General features: G+C 67.0%; 12 protein-coding genes. 6 read left to right on the top strand and 6 right to left on the bottom strand.

Features of this window, described 5'->3' with window-relative positions; genetic code table 11:
* Positions 1–99 precede the first annotated feature (99 nt).
* The gene (locus XM1_RS13465; protein WP_068434233.1) at positions 100–3,543 is read left to right on the top strand and encodes an indolepyruvate ferredoxin oxidoreductase family protein; all 3,444 of its coding nucleotides are present in this window, start codon (positions 100–102) and stop codon (positions 3,541–3,543) included.
* A gap of 38 nt (positions 3,544–3,581) precedes the next feature.
* Positions 3,582–7,190 carry a tetratricopeptide repeat protein gene (locus XM1_RS13460; protein ID WP_068434230.1) on the top strand — a complete coding sequence of 1,203 codons (3,609 nt, stop codon included), beginning with the start codon at positions 3,582–3,584 and terminating at the stop codon, positions 7,188–7,190.
* Here XM1_RS13460 and XM1_RS13455 read toward each other — a convergent pair.
* The 3 genes from XM1_RS13455 to XM1_RS13445 form a co-directional block, all read right to left on the bottom strand.
* Entirely contained in the window at positions 7,185–8,723 is a 1,539-nt protein-coding gene (locus XM1_RS13455) for a SpoVR family protein (protein WP_068434228.1), read from the bottom strand. The genes XM1_RS13460 and XM1_RS13455 overlap by 6 nt on opposite strands.
* Positions 8,720–10,039: a YeaH/YhbH family protein gene (locus XM1_RS13450; protein WP_197603129.1), complete on the bottom strand. Its 1,320-nt coding sequence runs from the start codon at positions 10,037–10,039 to the stop codon at positions 8,720–8,722. Before XM1_RS13450 ends, XM1_RS13455 begins: the two co-directional genes overlap by 4 nt.
* Positions 10,040–10,146: 107 nt before the next feature.
* Positions 10,147–12,093 carry a PrkA family serine protein kinase gene (locus XM1_RS13445; RefSeq protein ID WP_068434225.1) on the bottom strand — a complete coding sequence of 649 codons (1,947 nt, stop codon included), beginning with the start codon at positions 12,091–12,093 and terminating at the stop codon, positions 10,147–10,149.
* Positions 12,094–12,448: 355 nt separating this feature from the next.
* Between XM1_RS13445 and XM1_RS13440 the strand changes: the two genes are divergently transcribed.
* On the top strand, positions 12,449–13,759 hold the full coding sequence (locus XM1_RS13440) for a hemolysin family protein (RefSeq protein ID WP_068434224.1): 1,311 nt from the start codon (positions 12,449–12,451) through the stop codon (positions 13,757–13,759).
* 107 nt (positions 13,760–13,866) lie between these two features.
* Here the strand turns inward: XM1_RS13440 and XM1_RS13435 are convergent, their stop codons facing one another.
* Positions 13,867–14,574, bottom strand: a complete 708-nt coding sequence (locus XM1_RS13435; protein ID WP_068434223.1) for an SDR family oxidoreductase — start codon at positions 14,572–14,574, stop codon at positions 13,867–13,869.
* Positions 14,575–14,725: 151 nt separating this feature from the next.
* On the opposite strand from XM1_RS13435, the gene XM1_RS23430 reads away from it, so the two are divergent.
* From XM1_RS23430 to XM1_RS13420, 3 genes are all read left to right on the top strand, one after another.
* A complete protein-coding gene (locus tag XM1_RS23430) occupies positions 14,726–15,706 on the top strand; it encodes a GNAT family N-acetyltransferase (protein ID WP_082700512.1) in 981 nt (326 codons plus the stop codon).
* Between the two features lie 183 nt (positions 15,707–15,889).
* Complete coding sequence (locus tag XM1_RS13425; RefSeq protein WP_068434221.1) at positions 15,890–16,294, top strand: nucleotidyltransferase domain-containing protein; 405 nt, start codon at positions 15,890–15,892, stop codon at positions 16,292–16,294.
* A complete protein-coding gene (locus tag XM1_RS13420; protein ID WP_068434220.1) occupies positions 16,284–16,595 on the top strand; it encodes a DUF86 domain-containing protein in 312 nt (103 codons plus the stop codon). Before XM1_RS13425 ends, XM1_RS13420 begins: the two co-directional genes overlap by 11 nt.
* A gap of 207 nt (positions 16,596–16,802) precedes the next feature.
* Here the strand turns inward: XM1_RS13420 and XM1_RS13415 are convergent, their stop codons facing one another.
* Both XM1_RS13415 and XM1_RS13410 read right to left on the bottom strand, forming a co-directional pair.
* Complete coding sequence (locus XM1_RS13415; RefSeq protein WP_231920506.1) at positions 16,803–17,321, bottom strand: ferritin family protein; 519 nt, start codon at positions 17,319–17,321, stop codon at positions 16,803–16,805.
* Positions 17,318–18,157, bottom strand: coding sequence for a 2-oxoacid:ferredoxin oxidoreductase subunit beta (locus tag XM1_RS13410; RefSeq protein ID WP_068434218.1), 840 nt, complete (start codon positions 18,155–18,157; stop codon positions 17,318–17,320). The genes XM1_RS13415 and XM1_RS13410 overlap by 4 nt, the downstream gene beginning before the upstream one ends.
* Position 18,158 lies beyond the last annotated feature (1 nt).

Genomic DNA, 18,158 nt, shown 5'->3' with positions numbered 1-18,158 from the left:
CCGGCCGCATTGCGTTCATTGCTATTTTCGCCCCGGCTCTTTCCACCGCAAGGCTCGGTCATTACCTTCAAGCCATAGGGTCGCTTCGAGGCCACCGCCATGACCGTCGCCACCGCCGTCACCTTGGACGACAAGTACCTGCAGCAGCAGGGCCGCGTTTACCTGTCGGGCATCCAGGCGCTGGTCAAGCTGCCCATGCTGCAGCATCTGCGCGACCGGGCCGCCGGGCTCAATACCGGCGGCTTCGTGTCCGGCTACCGTGGATCGCCGCTCGGCGGCCTCGACAAGGAATTGTGGCGGGCGGCGGCCCATCTGGAGCGCCACGCCGTGCGCTTCCAGCCCGGCCTCAACGAGGATCTGGCCGCCACCGCCATCTGGGGCACCCAGCAGATCGGCCTGTTCAAGGGCCCCACCCATGACGGCGTCTTCGCCATGTGGTACGGCAAGGGCCCCGGGCTGGACCGCAGCGTCGACGTCTTCAAGCACGCCAATTCCGCCGGCGCCGCCCTCCATGGCGGCGTATTGGTGCTGGCCGGCGACGACCACGGCGCCAAGTCCTCGACGCTGGCCCATCAAAGCGAGCACGTCTTCATGGCCGCCCAGATGCCGGTACTCAATCCGGCGGGCGTGCAGGAGGTGGTGGATTTCGGCCTGTTCGGCTGGGCGCTGTCGCGCTTTTCCGGTCTGTGGGTGGGCATGAAGGCCATTTCCGAGACGGTGGAAAGCTCGGCCTCGGTGACCATCGATCCCTGGCGCCAGGTGTTCGTCACGCCCGACGATTTCAAGATGCCGCAGGGCGGCCTCAACATCCGCTGGCCCGACAAGTTCCTGGAACAGGAACACCGGCTGATGGCGCAGCGCATTCCGGCGGCCCTGGCCTTCGCCAAGGCCAACCGCATCGACCGCACGATCATCGATTCGCCTTCGCCCCGCTTCGGCATCGTCACCACCGGCAAGTCGTATTTGGACGTCATGCAAGCCCTGGCGGATCTTGGCATCGACGAGCGCCACGCCGCCGAGATCGGCATCCGCCTCTACAAGGTGGGCATGAGCTGGCCCTTGGAGCCCAGCGGCATCCGCGCCTTCGCCGAGGGGCTGGACGAGATCCTGGTGGTGGAGGAAAAGCGCGCAATCATCGAGGAGCAGCTCAAGGCCCAGCTCTACAACTGGCGCGAAGACGTCCGCCCCCGCGTGGTGGGCGAACACGACGAGAGCGGCGCCTGGGCCCTGCCGCCCTATGGCGAGCTGACCCCGGCCATGATCGCCCGGGTCATCGCGGGCCGCATCGGCCGCTTCTACACCTCGCTCCGGGTCAAGGAGCGCCTGGACTTCCTGGCCGACAAGGAGCGGCGCCTGGCCGCCATCCCCCAGGGCTTCACCCGCATTCCCTATTTCTGCGCCGGCTGCCCCCACAACACGTCCACCAACATCCCCGAGGGCAGCCAGGCCATGGCCGGCATCGGCTGCCATTTCATGGCCACCTGGATGGACCGCGAGACCCTGACCTACACCCATATGGGCGGCGAGGGCGCCACCTGGATCGGCCAGGCCCCCTTCACGTCGCGCACCCACATGTTCCAGAACTTAGGCGACGGCACCTACACCCATTCCGGCTCGCTGGCCATCCGCGCCGCGCTGGCCGCCAAGGTCAACATCACCTACAAGATCCTCTACAACGACGCCGTGGCCATGACCGGCGGCCAACCGGCCGAATCCGCCTTCTCGGTGGCCGCCATGGCCGCCCAGGTCCGCGCCGAGGGCGTCAAGCGCATCGCCGTGGTCTCCGACGATCCCGACAAATACCCGGCCGGCAGCTTCCCCTCGGGTACCACCATCCACCACCGCGACACCCTGGATGCCTTGCAGCGGAGCTTGCGCGAGGAACAGGGCGTCAGCGTGCTGATCTACGACCAGACCTGCGCCGCCGAGAAGCGCCGCCGTCGTAAGCGCGGCCTGATGCCCGACCCCGACGAGCGCATCTTCATCAACGAGAAGGTCTGCGAGGGCTGCGGCGATTGCGGCGTGCAAAGCAATTGCGTCGCCGTGATCCCGGTCGAGACCGAATGGGGCAGAAAGCGCGCCATCGACCAGTCGTCGTGCAACAAGGACTTTTCCTGCGTCAAGGGCTTCTGCCCCAGCTTCGTCTCGGTCAAGGGCGCCCATATCCGCCGGCTGACCGGCCGGGGCGAGGCCGACCTCACCTCCCTGCCCGCCCCCGCTCTACCCGGCGCCGCCGAACCCTACGGCATCATCGTCACCGGCATCGGCGGCACCGGCGTGGTGACGGTGGCCGAGGTCCTGGGCATGGCCGCCCATCTGGAAGGCAAGGGCGTCACCTCGCTGGACCAGACCGGACTGGCCCAGAAGAACGGCGCGGTGATGAGCCATGTGCGCATCTGCGACGATCCCGCCCGCCTGCACGCCGTGCGCATCGCCGCCGGCCAGGCCCGCCTGCTGCTCGCCTGCGACATGGTGGTGGCGGCCGGCTTCGACACCCTGGCCAAGCTGAAGCCCGGCAAATCCTTCGCCGTGGTCAACCGCCACGAATCCATGCCCGCCACCTTCACCCACGCCCCCGATCTGGACTTCCCGGCGCGGAGCATGGAGGACACCATCAGGGATCAGGTGGGCGGCGAATCCGAATTCGTCGAGGCGACCCGGCTGGCCACCACCCTGCTGGGCGACGCGCTGGCCACCAACATGTTCCTGGTGGGCTATGCCTGGCAGAAGGGCCGCATCCCCCTGTCCGAGGATTCCATCCTGCGCGCCGTCGAGCTGAACGGCGCCATGGTGGACTTCAACGTCCAGGCCTTCCGCTGGGGCCGCCTCGCCGCCCATGACTTGGGCGCGGTGGAGCGCATGGCCGCGCCGCCGGTAGGCGGCAACGACCATCGCCGCCTGTCCGAGACCCTGGACGAACTCATCGAACGCCGGGTGGCCCATCTTACCGGCTACCAGAACGCCGCCTGGGCGTCCCGCTACCGCGCCCTGGTGGACCGGGTCAGGGCGGCGGAAAACGCCGTCCTGCCCGGCATGGAGAGCCTGACCGAGGCGGTGGCCCGCTCGGCAGCCAAGCTGATGAGCTACAAGGACGAGTACGAGGTGGCCCGGCTCTATTCCGACCCGGCCTTCACCACCTCGCTCAAGGAGCAGTTCGAGGATTGGAAGCGTCTGGAAATCCATCTGGCCCCGCCCTTCATGGGAGCTGAAAAGCGCCGCTTCGGCCCCTGGGTGCTGCGCCTGATGCCGCTGCTCGCCCGCCTCAAGGGATTGCGTGGCACGGCGCTGGACCCGTTCGGCGGCAGCGCGGAGCGCAAGCTGGAACGCCACCTGATCGCCGAGTTCGAGAGCGCGGTCGAGACCATCCTGGCCCATCTGGCCGCCGACACCCATGATCTGGCGGTGGAGATCGCCTCGGCACCGCGACGCATCCGTGGGTTCGGCCCCATCAAGCTGAAGGCCGCCGCCGAAGTCCGGGCCGAGATGGCCGAGATGCTGCAACGCCTCGCATCACCAAAAGACGGCAGGCGGGCGGCGGAATAGCCCTTGATTCGCGCTCCTGGCCGGGTTTGACTTGGCCCATGAGCGAAATCGAAGACCTCGATCTGGAATTCGCCGACCTCTCCGAGCACTCGGCGGTCATCGATACGCTATGGCAGGAAGCCAGTGTCGCCAGGCGCTACGGCGACATGGACCCGGCGCTGGAAGCCTATCGCCGCATCATCGAACTCGACCCCAGCCATTCCGAGGCGCGCCTTGCCGCCGCCGAAACCTCCAGGCTGGCCGGACGGCCGCGCGACGCGCTGCGCTTCTGCCTGGAACTGCTGGAGATGGACCGCCAACACCTGGGCTGCCGCCTGGAACTGGCCGAAGCGTTGCGCCAGCTCAACCAGCCCGACGAATCCCACGCCATCATCGATATCCTGCTGATGGAACGCCCCGATTCCGTCGCCGTGTGGTGCGGCCTGGCCCGCCTGCTGGCCGACGAGGGGCGCCTGGCCGGGGCCGAGGCCACCTTGCGCCGCGCCCTTCGCCTCAATCGGGGGCACGGTCCGGCCTGGGCGGCGCTGGGCCGGGTGCTGGCCCGCCGGGGCGAGGGCGAGGCGGCGCTCGACGCCTTCCACGCCGCCATCATCTTAGAGCCCGAACAACCGGGGCACCGGGTGGGACTGGCCGAGACCCTGATGGATCTGGGGCGGGTCGACGAGGCCGCCGCCCCCATCGCCCACGCCCTGGTCCTGGACGACGAGGATGCGCCGGCCCGCCTCGCCCAGGCCCGGCTGCTGATGCTGAATTTCCGCCTGACGCAATCGTGGGAAAACGCCCAGTGGCGCCACCGGCTGCCCGGCGCCCCCCGTCCGCCCCTGCCCGCCCATCCATGGGAAGGCCAGGACCTGGAGGGAGCCAGCCTGCTGCTGTATGCGGAATCGGGGCTGTCCGATACCTTGATGATGGCCCGCTTCATTCCCGTCCTGGCCGGACGGGGCGCAAGCATCACCTTGCTGGTCCAGCCCGAACTGGCCCCGCTTCTGGAGACCATGGGCGGCGTGGCGCGGACCCTGCGGCTCGGGCCTCCCCTGCCCGAAGACGTCACCGCCGATTATGTCGCCTCCCTGGAGGACCTGCCCTGGCTGCTGCGGGTCGGGCCGGATTCCATTCCCGCCGCCCCCTATCTGACCGCCCCGCCGGGCCGCATCCGCCGCATCCGTGTCCCGGCCTCCACCCTGGTCAAGGTCGGCATCGCCTGGGCCGCAGAGCGCCCGGCCGATGACCTGGATTTCGGACGCGTGCTCGATCTGGCTACCGTGCCGGGGACATTGCTGTTCTCGCTCGAGACCGGGCCACGGGCGGCCGAGGCACGCGAACGGGCCGACCCCGGCCTGATCACCGACCTGTCCCCGACCGTCACCGATTTCGCCGATCTGGCCGGGCGCATCGCCGAGATGGATCTGGTGATCGCCACCGACGGCCCCGCCGCCCATCTGGCCGCCGCCATGGGCAAGCCGGTCCTGCTGCTGCTGCCCCATGCCGCCCATCAACGCTGGCTGCAGGGCCGCGACGATTCCCCCTGGTATCCCGGCCTATGCCTGCTGCGCCAGCCCATGCCGGGCCGGTGGGACGCCCCCTTGGCCGAGGCCCGGCGGCGCATGGAGATGCTGGCCCAGCTCGCCGCCGAGCGGCATGAGCAGCAGCGCCGCCGCGCCATGGGAACCGGCGCCGCCATGGAGGCGTTCCTGGCCGCCCACCTCGCCCCCGGCGATCTGCTGCTGGAGGTGGGAGCCGGCAGCGGTGATCACGTCTTCGGGGCCCTGGACCATTGCCCGGACCTGCTGGTGATCGCCCTGGAGCCGTCGCGGGCCGATGCCGATATCCTGCGCGACAGCCTCGCCGTCGCCGGGCTGGAGGATCAGGTGGAGGTGATCGCCGCCGCCGCCGGCGCCGGGGAGGGCCGGGTCCTGGCGTCGCGTGAGCCGAAGGGCGGCGCGCGGGTCTTCGCCCTGCCCGACTGGGTTCCGGCCGCCACGCCGGTGCGTCCGCTGGCCGCCCTGCTGGACGAACGGCCGCATCTGGCCCGGTGCCGGGTCATCGTGCGGCTGGGACAGGCCGGCTGGGAAGAGTCCGTGGTCAGCGGCCTCGCCGGCCGCGCCGCTATCGTCGTCTTCAAGCATCGGAACGGATCGGCCGCCGCCGACGGCCTCGCCCAGGCGGGATACGGGCTGTGGCGCTTTGCCGAGGAGGTGGCGTGCGGCTCCCCGATCCCCTTCGACGGCAGCCCCGGGCCGGTCCTGGCCCTGGCCGCCGGCATCGCCCCCCATGCCCATTACGGACCGCCCGCCTTGCCGCCCTCGCCCACGCTGGTCGGGGCCGAGGCGGAGCGGGCGACGCAAACCGCCGCCCCCGGCCCCGCCCTGCAGGCGGCGGGACGGGTGAATGAAGCCGCCCGCCTGTACGGCGAGGCCCTGGCCATCGATCCCTTCTGCGCCATGGCCAACGCCAATCTGGCGGTCATGCAGCACATGGCGGGCAAGGGCGACGCCGCCGTCGCCAGCCTGACCCGCGCCCTGGGCCGGACCGGCCATCCGGCGATCATAAGCAACTTGGCCGGCGTCCTGAGGCAGGCCGGACGGCTTGGCGAAACCGATGCGCTGCTGGGTGAAGCCCTCGCCGTCGACCGGGAGAACGCGGACCTGCTCTACAACCTCGCCAAGCTGCGCCGCGACCAGGGACGCCTGGACGAGGCGGAAGCCCTGATCCGGCGGGTGCTGTCGCTGGAGTCGCGCCCTCCTGGCCTGGAGTGGATGCTTGGCCAGATTCTGCTGGGCGCCGGCAAGCTGGACAAGGGTCTGGCCCTGCTGGCCCACCGGCCCGCGCCGCCCAGCCGGGCGCCGGACCTGCCGCAATGGGACGGAGGCGAGATCATCGCCACCCCCCTGCTGGTGGAGGCGGCGGGCGACCTCTCCGATTCCCTGCTGCTGGCCCGCTACCTTCCCCTTCTGGCGGCCAGGGGGGCGCTGGTCACCATCGCCTGTCCCGACGAGCTTGCCCCTCTGCTGGCCGAGTTGCCCGGCATCGAGCAGACGGTGGGCGAGGACGAGCCACTACCATCGTGTTCGCTGCGCACCAGCCTGACGGCCCTTCCCGGCCTGCTGGCGGCAAGCGATGCGCCCTCCCCCTCTGGCTCGGCCGGCTATCTGGTGGCCGGTCGCGGCCGGCGCGCGCTGCGCGACAACCGCTTGCGGGTGGGGCTGACCTGGGGCGGCCGCAAGGCGGGGCGGAGTTGCCCGTTGGGCGAGATGCTGAACCTGGGAGCTGATCCGGCCATCGCCTTGGTCGCCCTGGCCGATGACGACGATCTGGGCCGCATCGCAGTGGACGGGGCCGACGCCCTGGTGGAATGCCCTATTCCGCAGCCGGCCGATCTGGCGGAAATGGCGGCGTTGATCGCAGGGCTCGACGTGGTGGTGGGCAACGACACCGTCCAGCTTCATCTGGCCGCTTCCTTGGGCAAGCCGGTCATCGCCCTGGCCCCCCAAGGCTTCGACTGGCACTGGCCGATGGAGCGGGAAGACAGCCCCTGGTATCCATCGGTGCGGGTGCTGCGTGCCGATGGATCAGGGTCCTGGCGGCCCGCGCTGCGCCGGGTCGCCGATATCCTGGCGGTGATGGCGGAGAGGAAGGCGCGCCTATAGCTCGGCCACCGGCGCCACGTCCTCGTAGGTCTTCAACACCACGTCAGTGCCGGATTCGATCTCCAGCAGCCGCACCTCGTAGCCCCACAGATTGGCGATGTGGCGCAACACCCGGATGGTCTCGGTCTCGTCGAGCATCAGCCCGTTCTCGACGAAGTGATGCAGGATCAGACGGCGGTCGCCGGCCAGGTCCACGTCGACGATCTGGATATCGGGCTCCAGATGGGCGATGTCGTAATTGCGCGCCAGCGCCTTCCTCACCTCGCGGTAGCCGCGCTCGTTGTGGATGGCCGCCACCTCCATGTGGGGGCTATCGGATTCGTCGTGGATCTTGAACAACCGCAACTTGCGGATCAGGGCCGGCGACAGGTATTGCAGGATGAAGCTTTCATCGCGGTAATCGGCCCAGGCTTGGCGCAGCGTGCCGTAGGCATCGCCGTTGCCGGCGAATTCGGGGAACCAGACGCGATCCTCCTCGGTGGGCTCCTCGCACATGCGCTTGATGTCGTTCATCATGGCGAAGCCCAGCGCATAAGGGTTGATGCCGGAATAGCGCCGGTCGTCGAAATCGGGCTGGAACACCACCGATGTGTGGGAATGCAGGATTTCCAGCATGGCCCCGTCGGACAGCATGCCCATCTCGTGCAGCCGGTTGACGATGGTGTAGTGGGTGAAGGTGGCGCAGCCCTCGTTCATCATCTTGGTCTGCTTCTGGGGATAGAAGTACTGGCTGATCTTGCGCACGATGCGGATGATCTCGCGCTGCCAGTCGGCCAGCCTGGGCGCCAGCTTCTCCAGGAAATAGAGGATGTTCTCCTCGGGCAACCCTAAGCGCCGCTTGCGCTCGGCCAGTTCCTGCGAGCCCATCTTGGCCGCCGCCTTCTTAGGGACCGTCCGCCACAGGTCGTTGAACATCTGCTCCTGATAGGCGCGGCGCTCGGCGGCCCGCTTTTCCTCGTCGCGCAGGTCGGGGGTGCGCTTCCTGGGGTATTTATGCACCCCGTGGCTCATCAGGGCGTGGGCGGCGTCCAGCACGCGCTCCACCGCCGCATGGCCGTGGCGCTCCTCGCACTTGGCGATGTAGCTCTTGGCGAATTCCATGTAGTCGAGGATGCCGCGCGCGTCGGTCCACTGCTTGAACAAGGTGTTGTTGGCGAAGAAGTGGTTGTGGCCGAAGGCGGCGTGGGCGATGACCAGGGTCTGCATGGCCATGGAATTCTCTTCCATGATGTAGCTGATGCAGGGGCTGGAATTGATGACGATCTCGTAGGCTAGGCCGCGCATGCCCTTGCGGTAGAGGGTCTCGTCGCGGGCGAAATGCTTGCCGAACGACCAGTGCTTGTACATCAGGGGCATGCCGATGGAGGAATAGGCGTCGAGCATCTGCTCGGCGGTGATCACCTCGATCTGGTTGGGATAGGTGACCAGACCCATCTCGCCCTTGGCGATCTTTTCGATGGCGTCGTAGGCCCGGCTGACCTTCTCGAAATCCCAATCGGCGCCGGTGAACAGAAGCTGGGAGGAATCGCTCATGATTCGGCCTCCTCCCCGCCCGACCAGGCGGCGTTGTCGCCCCGTTCCTTGGAAAACAGGTCACGGAACACCGGGAAGATCTGGCTCCTCACCCGCACCCGGCGCATGGCGAAGTTGTCGGCGGTCTTGGCCACCTCCTTGTAGGTGCGCCACAGGTCGGAATCGCGCCCCAGCCAGTCCTTGTACTCGGCGCCCACCTCGATATAGGCGAAGTACTGGGTGGCGGGCAGGATGGCTTCTTCCAGCAACCCGGCGGTCTTGGCGTTGTCCGACGAGGTGTTGTCGCCGTCGGAGGCCTGGGCGCAATAGATGTTCCAGTCGGCCGGCGAATAGCGGTCGGCGATCACCTTGTGCATTTCCTCCAGCGCGGTGGACACCACGGTGCCGCCGGTCTCGGTGGAATAGAAGAAGGTGTCCTCGTCCACCTCCTCGGCCTCGTGGGTGTGGCGGATGAAGACCACGTCCACGTTGCGGTAGCGCCGGGTCAGGAACAGGTAGAGCAGCATGAAGAAGCGCTTGGCCAGGTCCTTCATGTGCTCGGTCATGGAGCCCGACACGTCCATCAGGCAGAACATCACCGCCTGGGTCACCGGCTTAGGGACATGCTCGAAGCGGGAATAGCGCACGTCCAGGGGGTCGATGTAGGGAATGCGCCGGGACTTGGCCACCAGCCGGTCGAATTCGACCCGCAGTTGGGACAGGCGTTCGGGGTCGGCGCCCGATTCCTCCAGCGCCTTGATCTCGTCCTCCAGTTCCTTCAGCTCGGCGGGCTTTGGCCGGTTCAGCGCGATGCGGCGCGACAGCGAGTTGCGCATGGTGCGCACCACGTTGAGATTGGCCGGCGAGCCGGTGACCGAATAGCCCGCCCGGGTGGGCGTGGTGGATTCGGTCTGCTTCAGCTTCTTCTTGACCAGATCGGGCAGTTCCAGATCGTCGAGGAAGATGTCGAGGAACTCGTCGCGGGAGAGCACGAAGGCGAAATCGTCCTGACCCTCGCCATCGGGGCTGCCCTCCGAGCCGCCGCCCTCGCCGCCTTCGGAGTCCGGCTTCTTGATGCGGTCGCCCTCGACGAAGTCCTTGTTGCCCGGCACCACGTAATCGCGCACCCCGCCGTCGTCGGCGCGGCGAAAGCTGGGTTCGCGCAGGCCGTCGGCGGGAATGGAGATCTTCTCGCCGTTGGCGATGTCCTGGATGGAGCGCGAGCCGGACGCGTCGCGCACCGCCTTGACGATCTGGGCGCGGGCGCGGCGCAGGAACCTCTGCCGGTTGGCGAGGCTTTTACCCTTGGGATTGAGGCGCCGGTCAATGATGTTCATCATTCTAGTCCCTCGATCGCCCAGGCATTGCCCCCTCCCCCCCGCTTCGCGGGTCCCTCCCTCCCCCGGCTATGCCGGGAGAGGGTTGGGGTGGGGGCTCCCTTGCCTCATCCCGCCTGCTTCACCCGCATGTACCATTCCACCAGCCGGCGGACCTGGCGTTCGGTGTAGCCGCGGCTCATCATGCGCTCGACGAATTCCGAGTGCTTCTTCTCGGAATCGGAGTCCTTCTTGGACCCGAAGCTGATCACCGGCAGCAGTTCCTCCACCTGGCTGAACATGCGGCGCTCGATCACTTCGCGGATCTTCTCGTAGGAGGTCCAGGACGGCGACTTGCCGCCGTTGGCGGCGCGGGAGCGCAGCGCAAACTTGACCACCTCGTTGCGGAAGTCCTTGGGGTTGGCGATGCCAGCGGGCTTCTCGATCTTGGACAGCTCCTGGTTCAGCAGGTCGCGGTTGAGCAACTGGCCGGTGTCGGGGTCCTTGAAGTCCTGGTCCTCGATCCAGGCGTCGGCGTAGTCCACATAGCGGTCGAACAGGTTCTGGCCGTAATCGTGGTAGCTCTCCAGATAGGCCTTCTGGATCTCGTTGCCGATGAACTCGGCATAGCGCGGCGCCAGTTCGCCCTTGATGAACTCCAGGTATTTCTTCTCGACCTCCTCGGGGAATTGCTCGCGCCGGATGGATTGTTCCAGCACGTACATCAGATGCACCGGATCGGCCGAGACCTCGTGGGTGTCGTAGTTGTAGGTGGACGACAGGACCTTGAAGGCGAAGCGGGTCGAGATGCCGTCCATGCCCTCGTCCACGCCCGCCGCGTCCTTGTATTCCTGCATGGGCTTGGCCTTGGGATCGGTCTCCTTGACGTTCTCGCCGTCATAGACCCGCATCTTGGAGTAGAGGTTGGAATTCTCGTGCTCGCGCAGGCGCGACAGCACCGAGAAGCGCGACAGCATCTCCAGCGTGCCGGGCGCGCAAGGGGCGTCCACCAGTTCCGAGGTGTCGATCAGCTTGTCGTAGATCTTCAGTTCCTCGGTGACCCTGAGGCAATACGGCACCTTGATGACGCAGATGCGGTCGATGAAGGCCTCGTTGTTGCGGTTGTTCTTGAAGGTCTGCCACTCCGCCTCGTTGGAGTGGGCCAGCACGGTGCCCAGGAAGGGCATGGCGCCGATGTTCTCGGAGCCGATATAGTTGCTCTCCTGCGTCGCGGTAAGCAGGGGGTGCAGCATCTTGATGGGGGCCTTGAACATCTCGACGAATTCGAGGAGGCCCTGGGTGCAGCGGTTGAGCCCGCCCGAGAAGGAATAGGCGTCGGGGTCGTTCTGGCTGAACATTTCCAGCTTGCGGATGTCCACCTTGCCCACCAGGGTCGAGATGTCCTGGTTGTTCTCGTCGCCCGGCTCGGCCTTGGAGACGGCGATCTGCTTTAAGCGCGAGGGATAGATCTTGGCGACCTTGAACTTGGAGATGTCGCCGCCGAATTCCTCCAGCCTTTTGACCGCCCAGGGGCTCATCAGCCCGGGCAGCCGGCGGCGGGGAATGCCGTACTTGTCCAGCAGGACCGTCCCCATGCCTTCGGGGTCGAACAGCCCCAGCGGGCTTTCGAACAGGGGGCTGACCTCCTTGCCAGCCTTCAGCACGTAGATGGGATAGACCTCCATCAGCGCCTTCAGCTTCTCGGCCAGCGACGACTTGCCGCCGCCCACCGGGCCCAGCAGGTAGAGGATCTGCTTACGCTCCTCCAGCCCCTGCGCCGCATGGCGGAAGTAGCCGACGATGCGCTCGATGGTCTCCTCCATCCCGTAGAATTCCGAGAAGGCGGGGTAGACCTTGATGGTGCGGTTCATGAAGACGCGGGACAGCCGGGCGTCCTTGGCGGTGTCGATCACCTCGGGCTCGCCGATGGCGGCAATCATCCGCTCGGCCGCCGAGGCGTACATCATGGGGTCGTCGCGGCAGCCCTCGAGATACTCCAGAAGGCTGAGTTCCACGTCCTTGCGACCCTCGTAGGCTCGCGAGTACCGGGTGAAGATATCGTCATTGCTGGGCATATCGTCACTCCATCGAAGAGGGTCTAACGGATCAATTCCTTATGTTTGGATCGCTTCGGCGGAATTCATCAGGCGAGCGCGAGAATTTCCGCAAACCAGTCATGCACGCCTCAGAAATCGGCATGCGCTTCGGGGGCTTTCGGCCCGACAAGGTTGTAGCGGAGACGGAAGACCACATGGCGTCATCCTTTCGCCTGCTTCCTATCAACACCACTCTAGCGAATGGTTCTTAACAAAATCCTTTGCCTACCCTTACCCGCAAAAGCATAGGGGTATATTCGGACATGGTCAGGGTGGCCCTGCTTTGTGGCGAAAGCATGGTTGCCCCACGGAAAGAATCGGTCATCATTCCCCCATGCGCCTCATCTTCGAAATCACCGTGATCATCGCCCTGGTCTGCCTCAACGGCTGGTTCGCCATGTCCGAGCTGGCCATCGTCTCGGCCCGACGCGCCCGGCTGGCGGCACGCGCCGCCGAGGGCAGCAAGGGAGCCGAGGCCGCCCTGCGCCTGGCCGACAATCCCACCCGCTTCCTGTCCTCGGTACAGATCGGCATCACCCTGGTGGGCGTGCTGGCCGGCGCCTATTCCGGGGCCACCCTGGCCGAGCAGCTGGGAAGCGCCATCGCCGCCCACTTCCCCGTAGCGGCGGCGTTCGCGCCGGGCATCGCCATCGCCCTGGTGGTAGGCGCCATCACCTACGCCTCGCTGATCGTCGGCGAACTGGTGCCCAAGCACATCGCCCTGGCCGATCCCGAGGGCATCGCGGAGAAGGTGGCGCGCCCCATGGCCACAGTGGCACGCCTGACCTCGCCGCTGGTCTGGCTGCTGGAGGGTTCCAGCCACGCCCTGATCCGCATCCTGGGCATCCGCAGGTCCGACGACCAGACGGTCACCGAGGAGGAGGTCCGCGCCATGATCGCCGAAGGCACCGAAAGCGGCGTCTTCGAGCCCGAGGAAGAGGAGATGATGGCCGGCGTCATGCGCTTCGGCGACCGCCGGGTGCGCGCCATCATGACGCCCAGAGCCGACATGGTGTGGATCGACCTCGACTGGGAAGCCGACGAGATCATGAGGACGCTGCGCCATTGCCGCCATTCGCGCCTGCCGGTCTGTCGCGGCGGCATCGACGAGACCCAGGGCGTGGTCCAGGCCAAGGACCTGCTGGATGCCGCGCTGGACGGCGGCCCCCTCGACGTGGCGGCGGCGGTCAGGCCGCTGGCCGTGGTCCACGACAACGCCCCGGCGCTCCACGTTCTCGACGTGCTGAAGCAATCGGACATCCACATGGCCCTGGTGGTGGACGAGTACGGCGGCGTCGAAGGCATCGTCACCGCCGCCGACATCCTGGGCTCCATCCTCGGCACCCTGTCCGAGCACGGCGAGGAGTACCAGGGCGTCATCACCGAGCGCGAGGACGGATCATGGCTGGTGGACGGCGACATGGCCGTGGACCTGGCCGCCGAGAAGCTGGGCTGCCGGGCGATGATGGAAGGCGGCAGCGACTACACCACTGCCGCCGGCTTCATACTGTCCCAGTTCCGCGCCATCCCCGAGGCCGGCGACCACTTCGTCCGCGACGGCTGGCGGTTCGAGGTGGTGGACATGGATGGGCGGCGCATCGACAAGATCCTGGTGTCGCGCGACACCGAAACCCTGGGGATGTAGCGGCCATTCAGCCGTCATGGCCGGGCTTGACCCGGCCATCCATTGACCCTCGGGTCAAGCCCGAGGGTGACGGCGGAAAATTTGGCCTGACTGCAACGAAGCCGGGCCTAAATATACTGCCCCGAATCCACCTTGATCACCTCGCCGGTGATGCAGCGCGCCGCGTCCGACAGCAGGAACAGCACGGCGTTGGCGATGTCCGAGGTGTCGGGCAGGATGGAGAGCGCCGCTTCCGACAGCGCCTTGTCGCGGAACTGCTGGTCCAGCTTCAGCGTCATCTCGGTCAGCACCATGCCCGGCGCCACGGCGTTGCAGGTCACGCCCTTGGGGCCCAACTCCTTGGCCGCCGTCTTGGTCAGGCCCACCATGCCCGCCTTGGAGGCGGCGTAGTTGCCCTGGCCCATCTTACCCCGCAGGCCGTTGATGGAGATCATGTTGACGATGCGCCCCACGCCCGCCTGCACCATGCCCGGCCCGGCGGCGCGGATGGTGTTGAAGGCGCTGGTCAGGTTGACGGTCAGCACCGAGGCCCATTCCTCGTCGCTCATCTTCAAGAGCGTGCGGTCGCGCGTGATGCCGGCGTTGTTGACCAGCAGGTGAACCGGCTTGCCGATGGCGGCAAAGGCGGCGTTCACCGATTCCGAGTTGGACACGTCGACCGCGTGCGCCGTCATGCCCTTGGGCAGATCCCCGGTCTCGCGGTCGAAGACATGCACCTCGGCCCCTCCGGCCAGCAGATTGTCGGCGATGGTGCGCCCGATTCCGCGCATTCCGCCGGTGACCACCGCCACCCGTCCAGGAAACTCCCACTTCATGACACGCTCCTCTTGACCGCCGATTTGATTTCGGTATTATAGTACCGAATTATTCATTTAACAGGGTACCGCCCGCCAAGGGAAGCCGTCAAGTGCCGGCTCCCGACCAAACCAGACCGGTGGACCCACGAGAGGGGAGGTTCGCGAGTTCATGAGCACCACCATCCGCGACATCGCTGCCGCCGACCTGGAGCGCGTTATCGAGCTGGATCGCCGTCTGACCGGCAAGCCGCGCCGCAACTACCATGAAAAGCGCATGGCGGCCGTCACCGCCGACCCGGCCAGCTTCGTTACCCTGGCCGCCGCCGACGGCCCGGTCCTCAAGGGCTATGCCTACGCCCACATCCTGGATGGCGAATTCGGCGGCTCCGGCCCCGTGGGCGTGGTCGACACCATCGGCGTCGATCCCGACCAGCGCAACCAAGGCCTGGGCCGCAAGCTGATGGCCGCCGTCGAGGAAACGCTGAAGAAGCGCGGCATCAAGGAAGTGGTCAGCCAGGCCGACTGGACCGAGCACGGCATCACCCGCTTCTTCCAGTCCGCCGGCTTCGAGCTGGCCCCTCGCCTGGTCCTCGAGCGTTCCACCGACAACGTCTCCGATTTCGAGGCCCCCCTGGCCACCCAGGTTCGTGACAGCGACGAAGTCGACCTGTCCGATCCCTCCGGCGACGACTATGCCGCCCTGTCGCGCGACCGCATCCCCGTGCGCTCGCTGACCGAGGCCGATTACCCCTTCATCGTCTCGGTGGACCGCAAGGTGACCCGCCGTGACCGCTCGGCCTACTACAAGCGCAAGATCGCCGAGGTGACCAAGGAATCCGGCGTCCGCGTCTCGCTGGTCGCCGAGATCGACGGCCTGTTCGCCGGCTTCGTCATGGCGCGGACCGAGTTCGGCGAGTTCGGCCGCGCCCAGTCCACCGCCGTGCTCGACACCATCGGCGTCGATCCCGCCTACGCCCGCCACAGCGTCGGCCGCGCCCTGATGAGCCAGCTGCTCACCAACCTGGCCTCGCTCGGCGTCGAGAAGGTCCAGACCCAGCTGGCCTGGGACAGCTTCAGCCTGCTGGGCTTCCTCGCCCGCTGCGGCTTCAAGCCCTCCCAGCGTCTCATCTTCCAGCGTCGGCTCGGGTAACCCTCCCCTGCCGCACTCGGCGGGTCGCCCTTCCCGTTCCCGACCCGCCCGAAAGGGGCCGGCAGTTGCCCGACTGCCGGCCCCGCTTCCGTTTGGGGCAAGCCAAAAGAGGAGGCGAAGGGATTCATCCCTTCGCGCATCCCGGTCCTTTTGAATTATCCGGGGACGCGATATCCTTTCGCCATGAAGGATATCTCCGACGCCGCCATCATCGAGGCCGTTCAAGCCGCCCTGCCCGACGCCCAGGCCCTGTTCCTGTTCGGCAGCCGCGCCGACGGCAGCCATGGCGGGGACAGCGACCTCGACCTCGCCGTGCTGCTCCCCACCCGCCCCGATCCGGTGCGCCTGTGGGAAGCGGGCGAAGCCGTCGCACGGCGCCTGAACACCCATGTGGACCTCGTCGACCTGCGCGCCGCCAGCACCGTGATGCAACACCAGATCATCACCACCGGACGCCGCCTGTTCGCCCTGAACGGCGATGCCGAGCGCTACGAGTTGTTCATCCTGTCTGAAATGATCGACTTCGACCACGCCCGCGCCCCCCTCATCGCCGACATCCAACGGGAAGGCCGCGTCCATGGCCGATGACGTGCTCCTCAACAAAGCCGCCACCATCGAACGCTGCGCCGCCCGCGCCGCCGAGGAATTCGCCAAGGACCCGGCCACCTTCGCCACCGACTTCACCCTGCTGGCCAAGGCCGGATGGATCAACGACGATTTAGCCGAAAAGCTCCAGCGCATGGTCGGCTTCCGCAACATCGCCGTCCACGACTACCAAGCCCTGTCGCTCCCCATCACCATCGCGGTGATCGAACGCCACCTGGGCGATTTCACGACGTTCAGCAAGGCCGTGCTGGGGCGGATGGGCGGAGCCGGGAAGGAAAGGTAGGGTAAGGGTGCGAAGGGACGAGTCCCTTCGCATTCTTCCTGCGGGCGGGACGCCCGCGCTCCATGAGGGGCGGTGATGGGGAGAGAGGCGAACAGGTCCGCTCCATCCTCTTGGTGTCCTTGGTGTCTTGGTGGTGAATAACGCCCCGCTCCCCCAACGAGAAACGCCCCGCTCAGTCCGAGCGGGGCGTTTCCATGAATCAGGGGATCAGTCCCCGGCTTCCCAGTTGGGGTCGTCGTCGTCGTCGTCCCAGTCGTCGGGGGGCACGGGGAGTTCGTCACGGCGGGTTTGCATGGTGACGATGTGGCCTTTTTCGCGCTCCACCAGACGCAGCGCCTCGGCGCGAACCTCGGCGTGGGGGGAGTGTTCCGCCAGGGCGGAGAACAGGGCCAGGGTTTCCTGTTCGTGGCGCAGCGCCAGGTCGAAGGCGTGCCACGGATACATCAGGTAGTGGACCGCGTCGGGGTCGGCGATCTCGGGATCGTCTTCTCCCCACGGCACGGTCTCGGGTCGCGGGCCGGTGGATGCGGGGAAGTCGGCGGCGTGCCGTTCCTCGATGTCGGCCAGTTCCGCGAAGGCTTCGGCGGTGTCGGGGTTGTTGCACGACGCCTCGAACGCTTCGGCCAGTTCGCGGTAGCGCTCCGCCGAGCGCTCTTCCATCGCACGCGCGACGGAGAGCAACTCGGCGGAGGTCTTCACCGCCCCATAATCAGGGGCACGGCTCAAAGGGTGAATTCCCGATCGAGATCGGACACCGAATTGGTCGCCTTCTTCTCCTTGCCATAGGCCGGACGGTTGCCGCGGTAGAGGATACCGCAGTTGTAGCCGTCGTCGGTCATCAGGCGGCGGGCCGCCTGGGCCGGATCGGTGGTCGGCTCGATGTTGACGTTGCGCATGGTGTTCTTCCACTCGCGCTGCTCTTCACGGAAGGTGATGCAGGGCGACATGATGGCAACGAACGAGAAGCCGGGATGGCGGATGGCTTCGGCGATGACCTGGGCGGTGCCGTTCGGATCGCCCGAGAAGCCCCGCGCGATGAAGTTGGCGCCAGACGCCAGCGCGATGGCCAGCGGGTGGAACGGGGTCATGCCGGTGCCGCCGGGCGGGGCCATGGCCGAGGCGTCCCAATCCGACTCGGTGGTCGGCGAGGGCTGACCCTTGGTCATGCCGTACACGCGGTTGTCCATGACGATGTAGGTCAGGTCCACGTTGCGGCGGCAGGCGTGCAGGAAGTGGTTGCCGCCGATGGAGAAGCCGTCGCCGTCACCGCCGGCCACCAGCACGGTCAGATCGGGGCGGGCCAGCTTGAGGCCCTGGCCGACCGCGAGAGCGCGACCGTGGATGGAGTGGATGCCGTAGGTGTTGGTGTAGGCCGGGATACGCGACGAGCAGCCGATGCCCGAGACCACCGAGGTCTCGTGCGGCTTCAGGCCCAGATCGGCGAACGCCTTGGTGATGGAGGACAGCACGGCATAGTCGCCGCAGCCAGGGCACCAGACCGGCTTGACCTCGGACTTGAAGTCCTTGGCGGTGTAGGTAGCGGTAGAATCGCAGCTGGTCATG

This window comes from Magnetospirillum sp. XM-1 (assembly GCF_001511835.1).
GTDB lineage: Bacteria > Pseudomonadota > Alphaproteobacteria > Rhodospirillales > Magnetospirillaceae > Phaeospirillum.
This window is presented reverse-complemented; position numbering and strand designations above follow the sequence as displayed.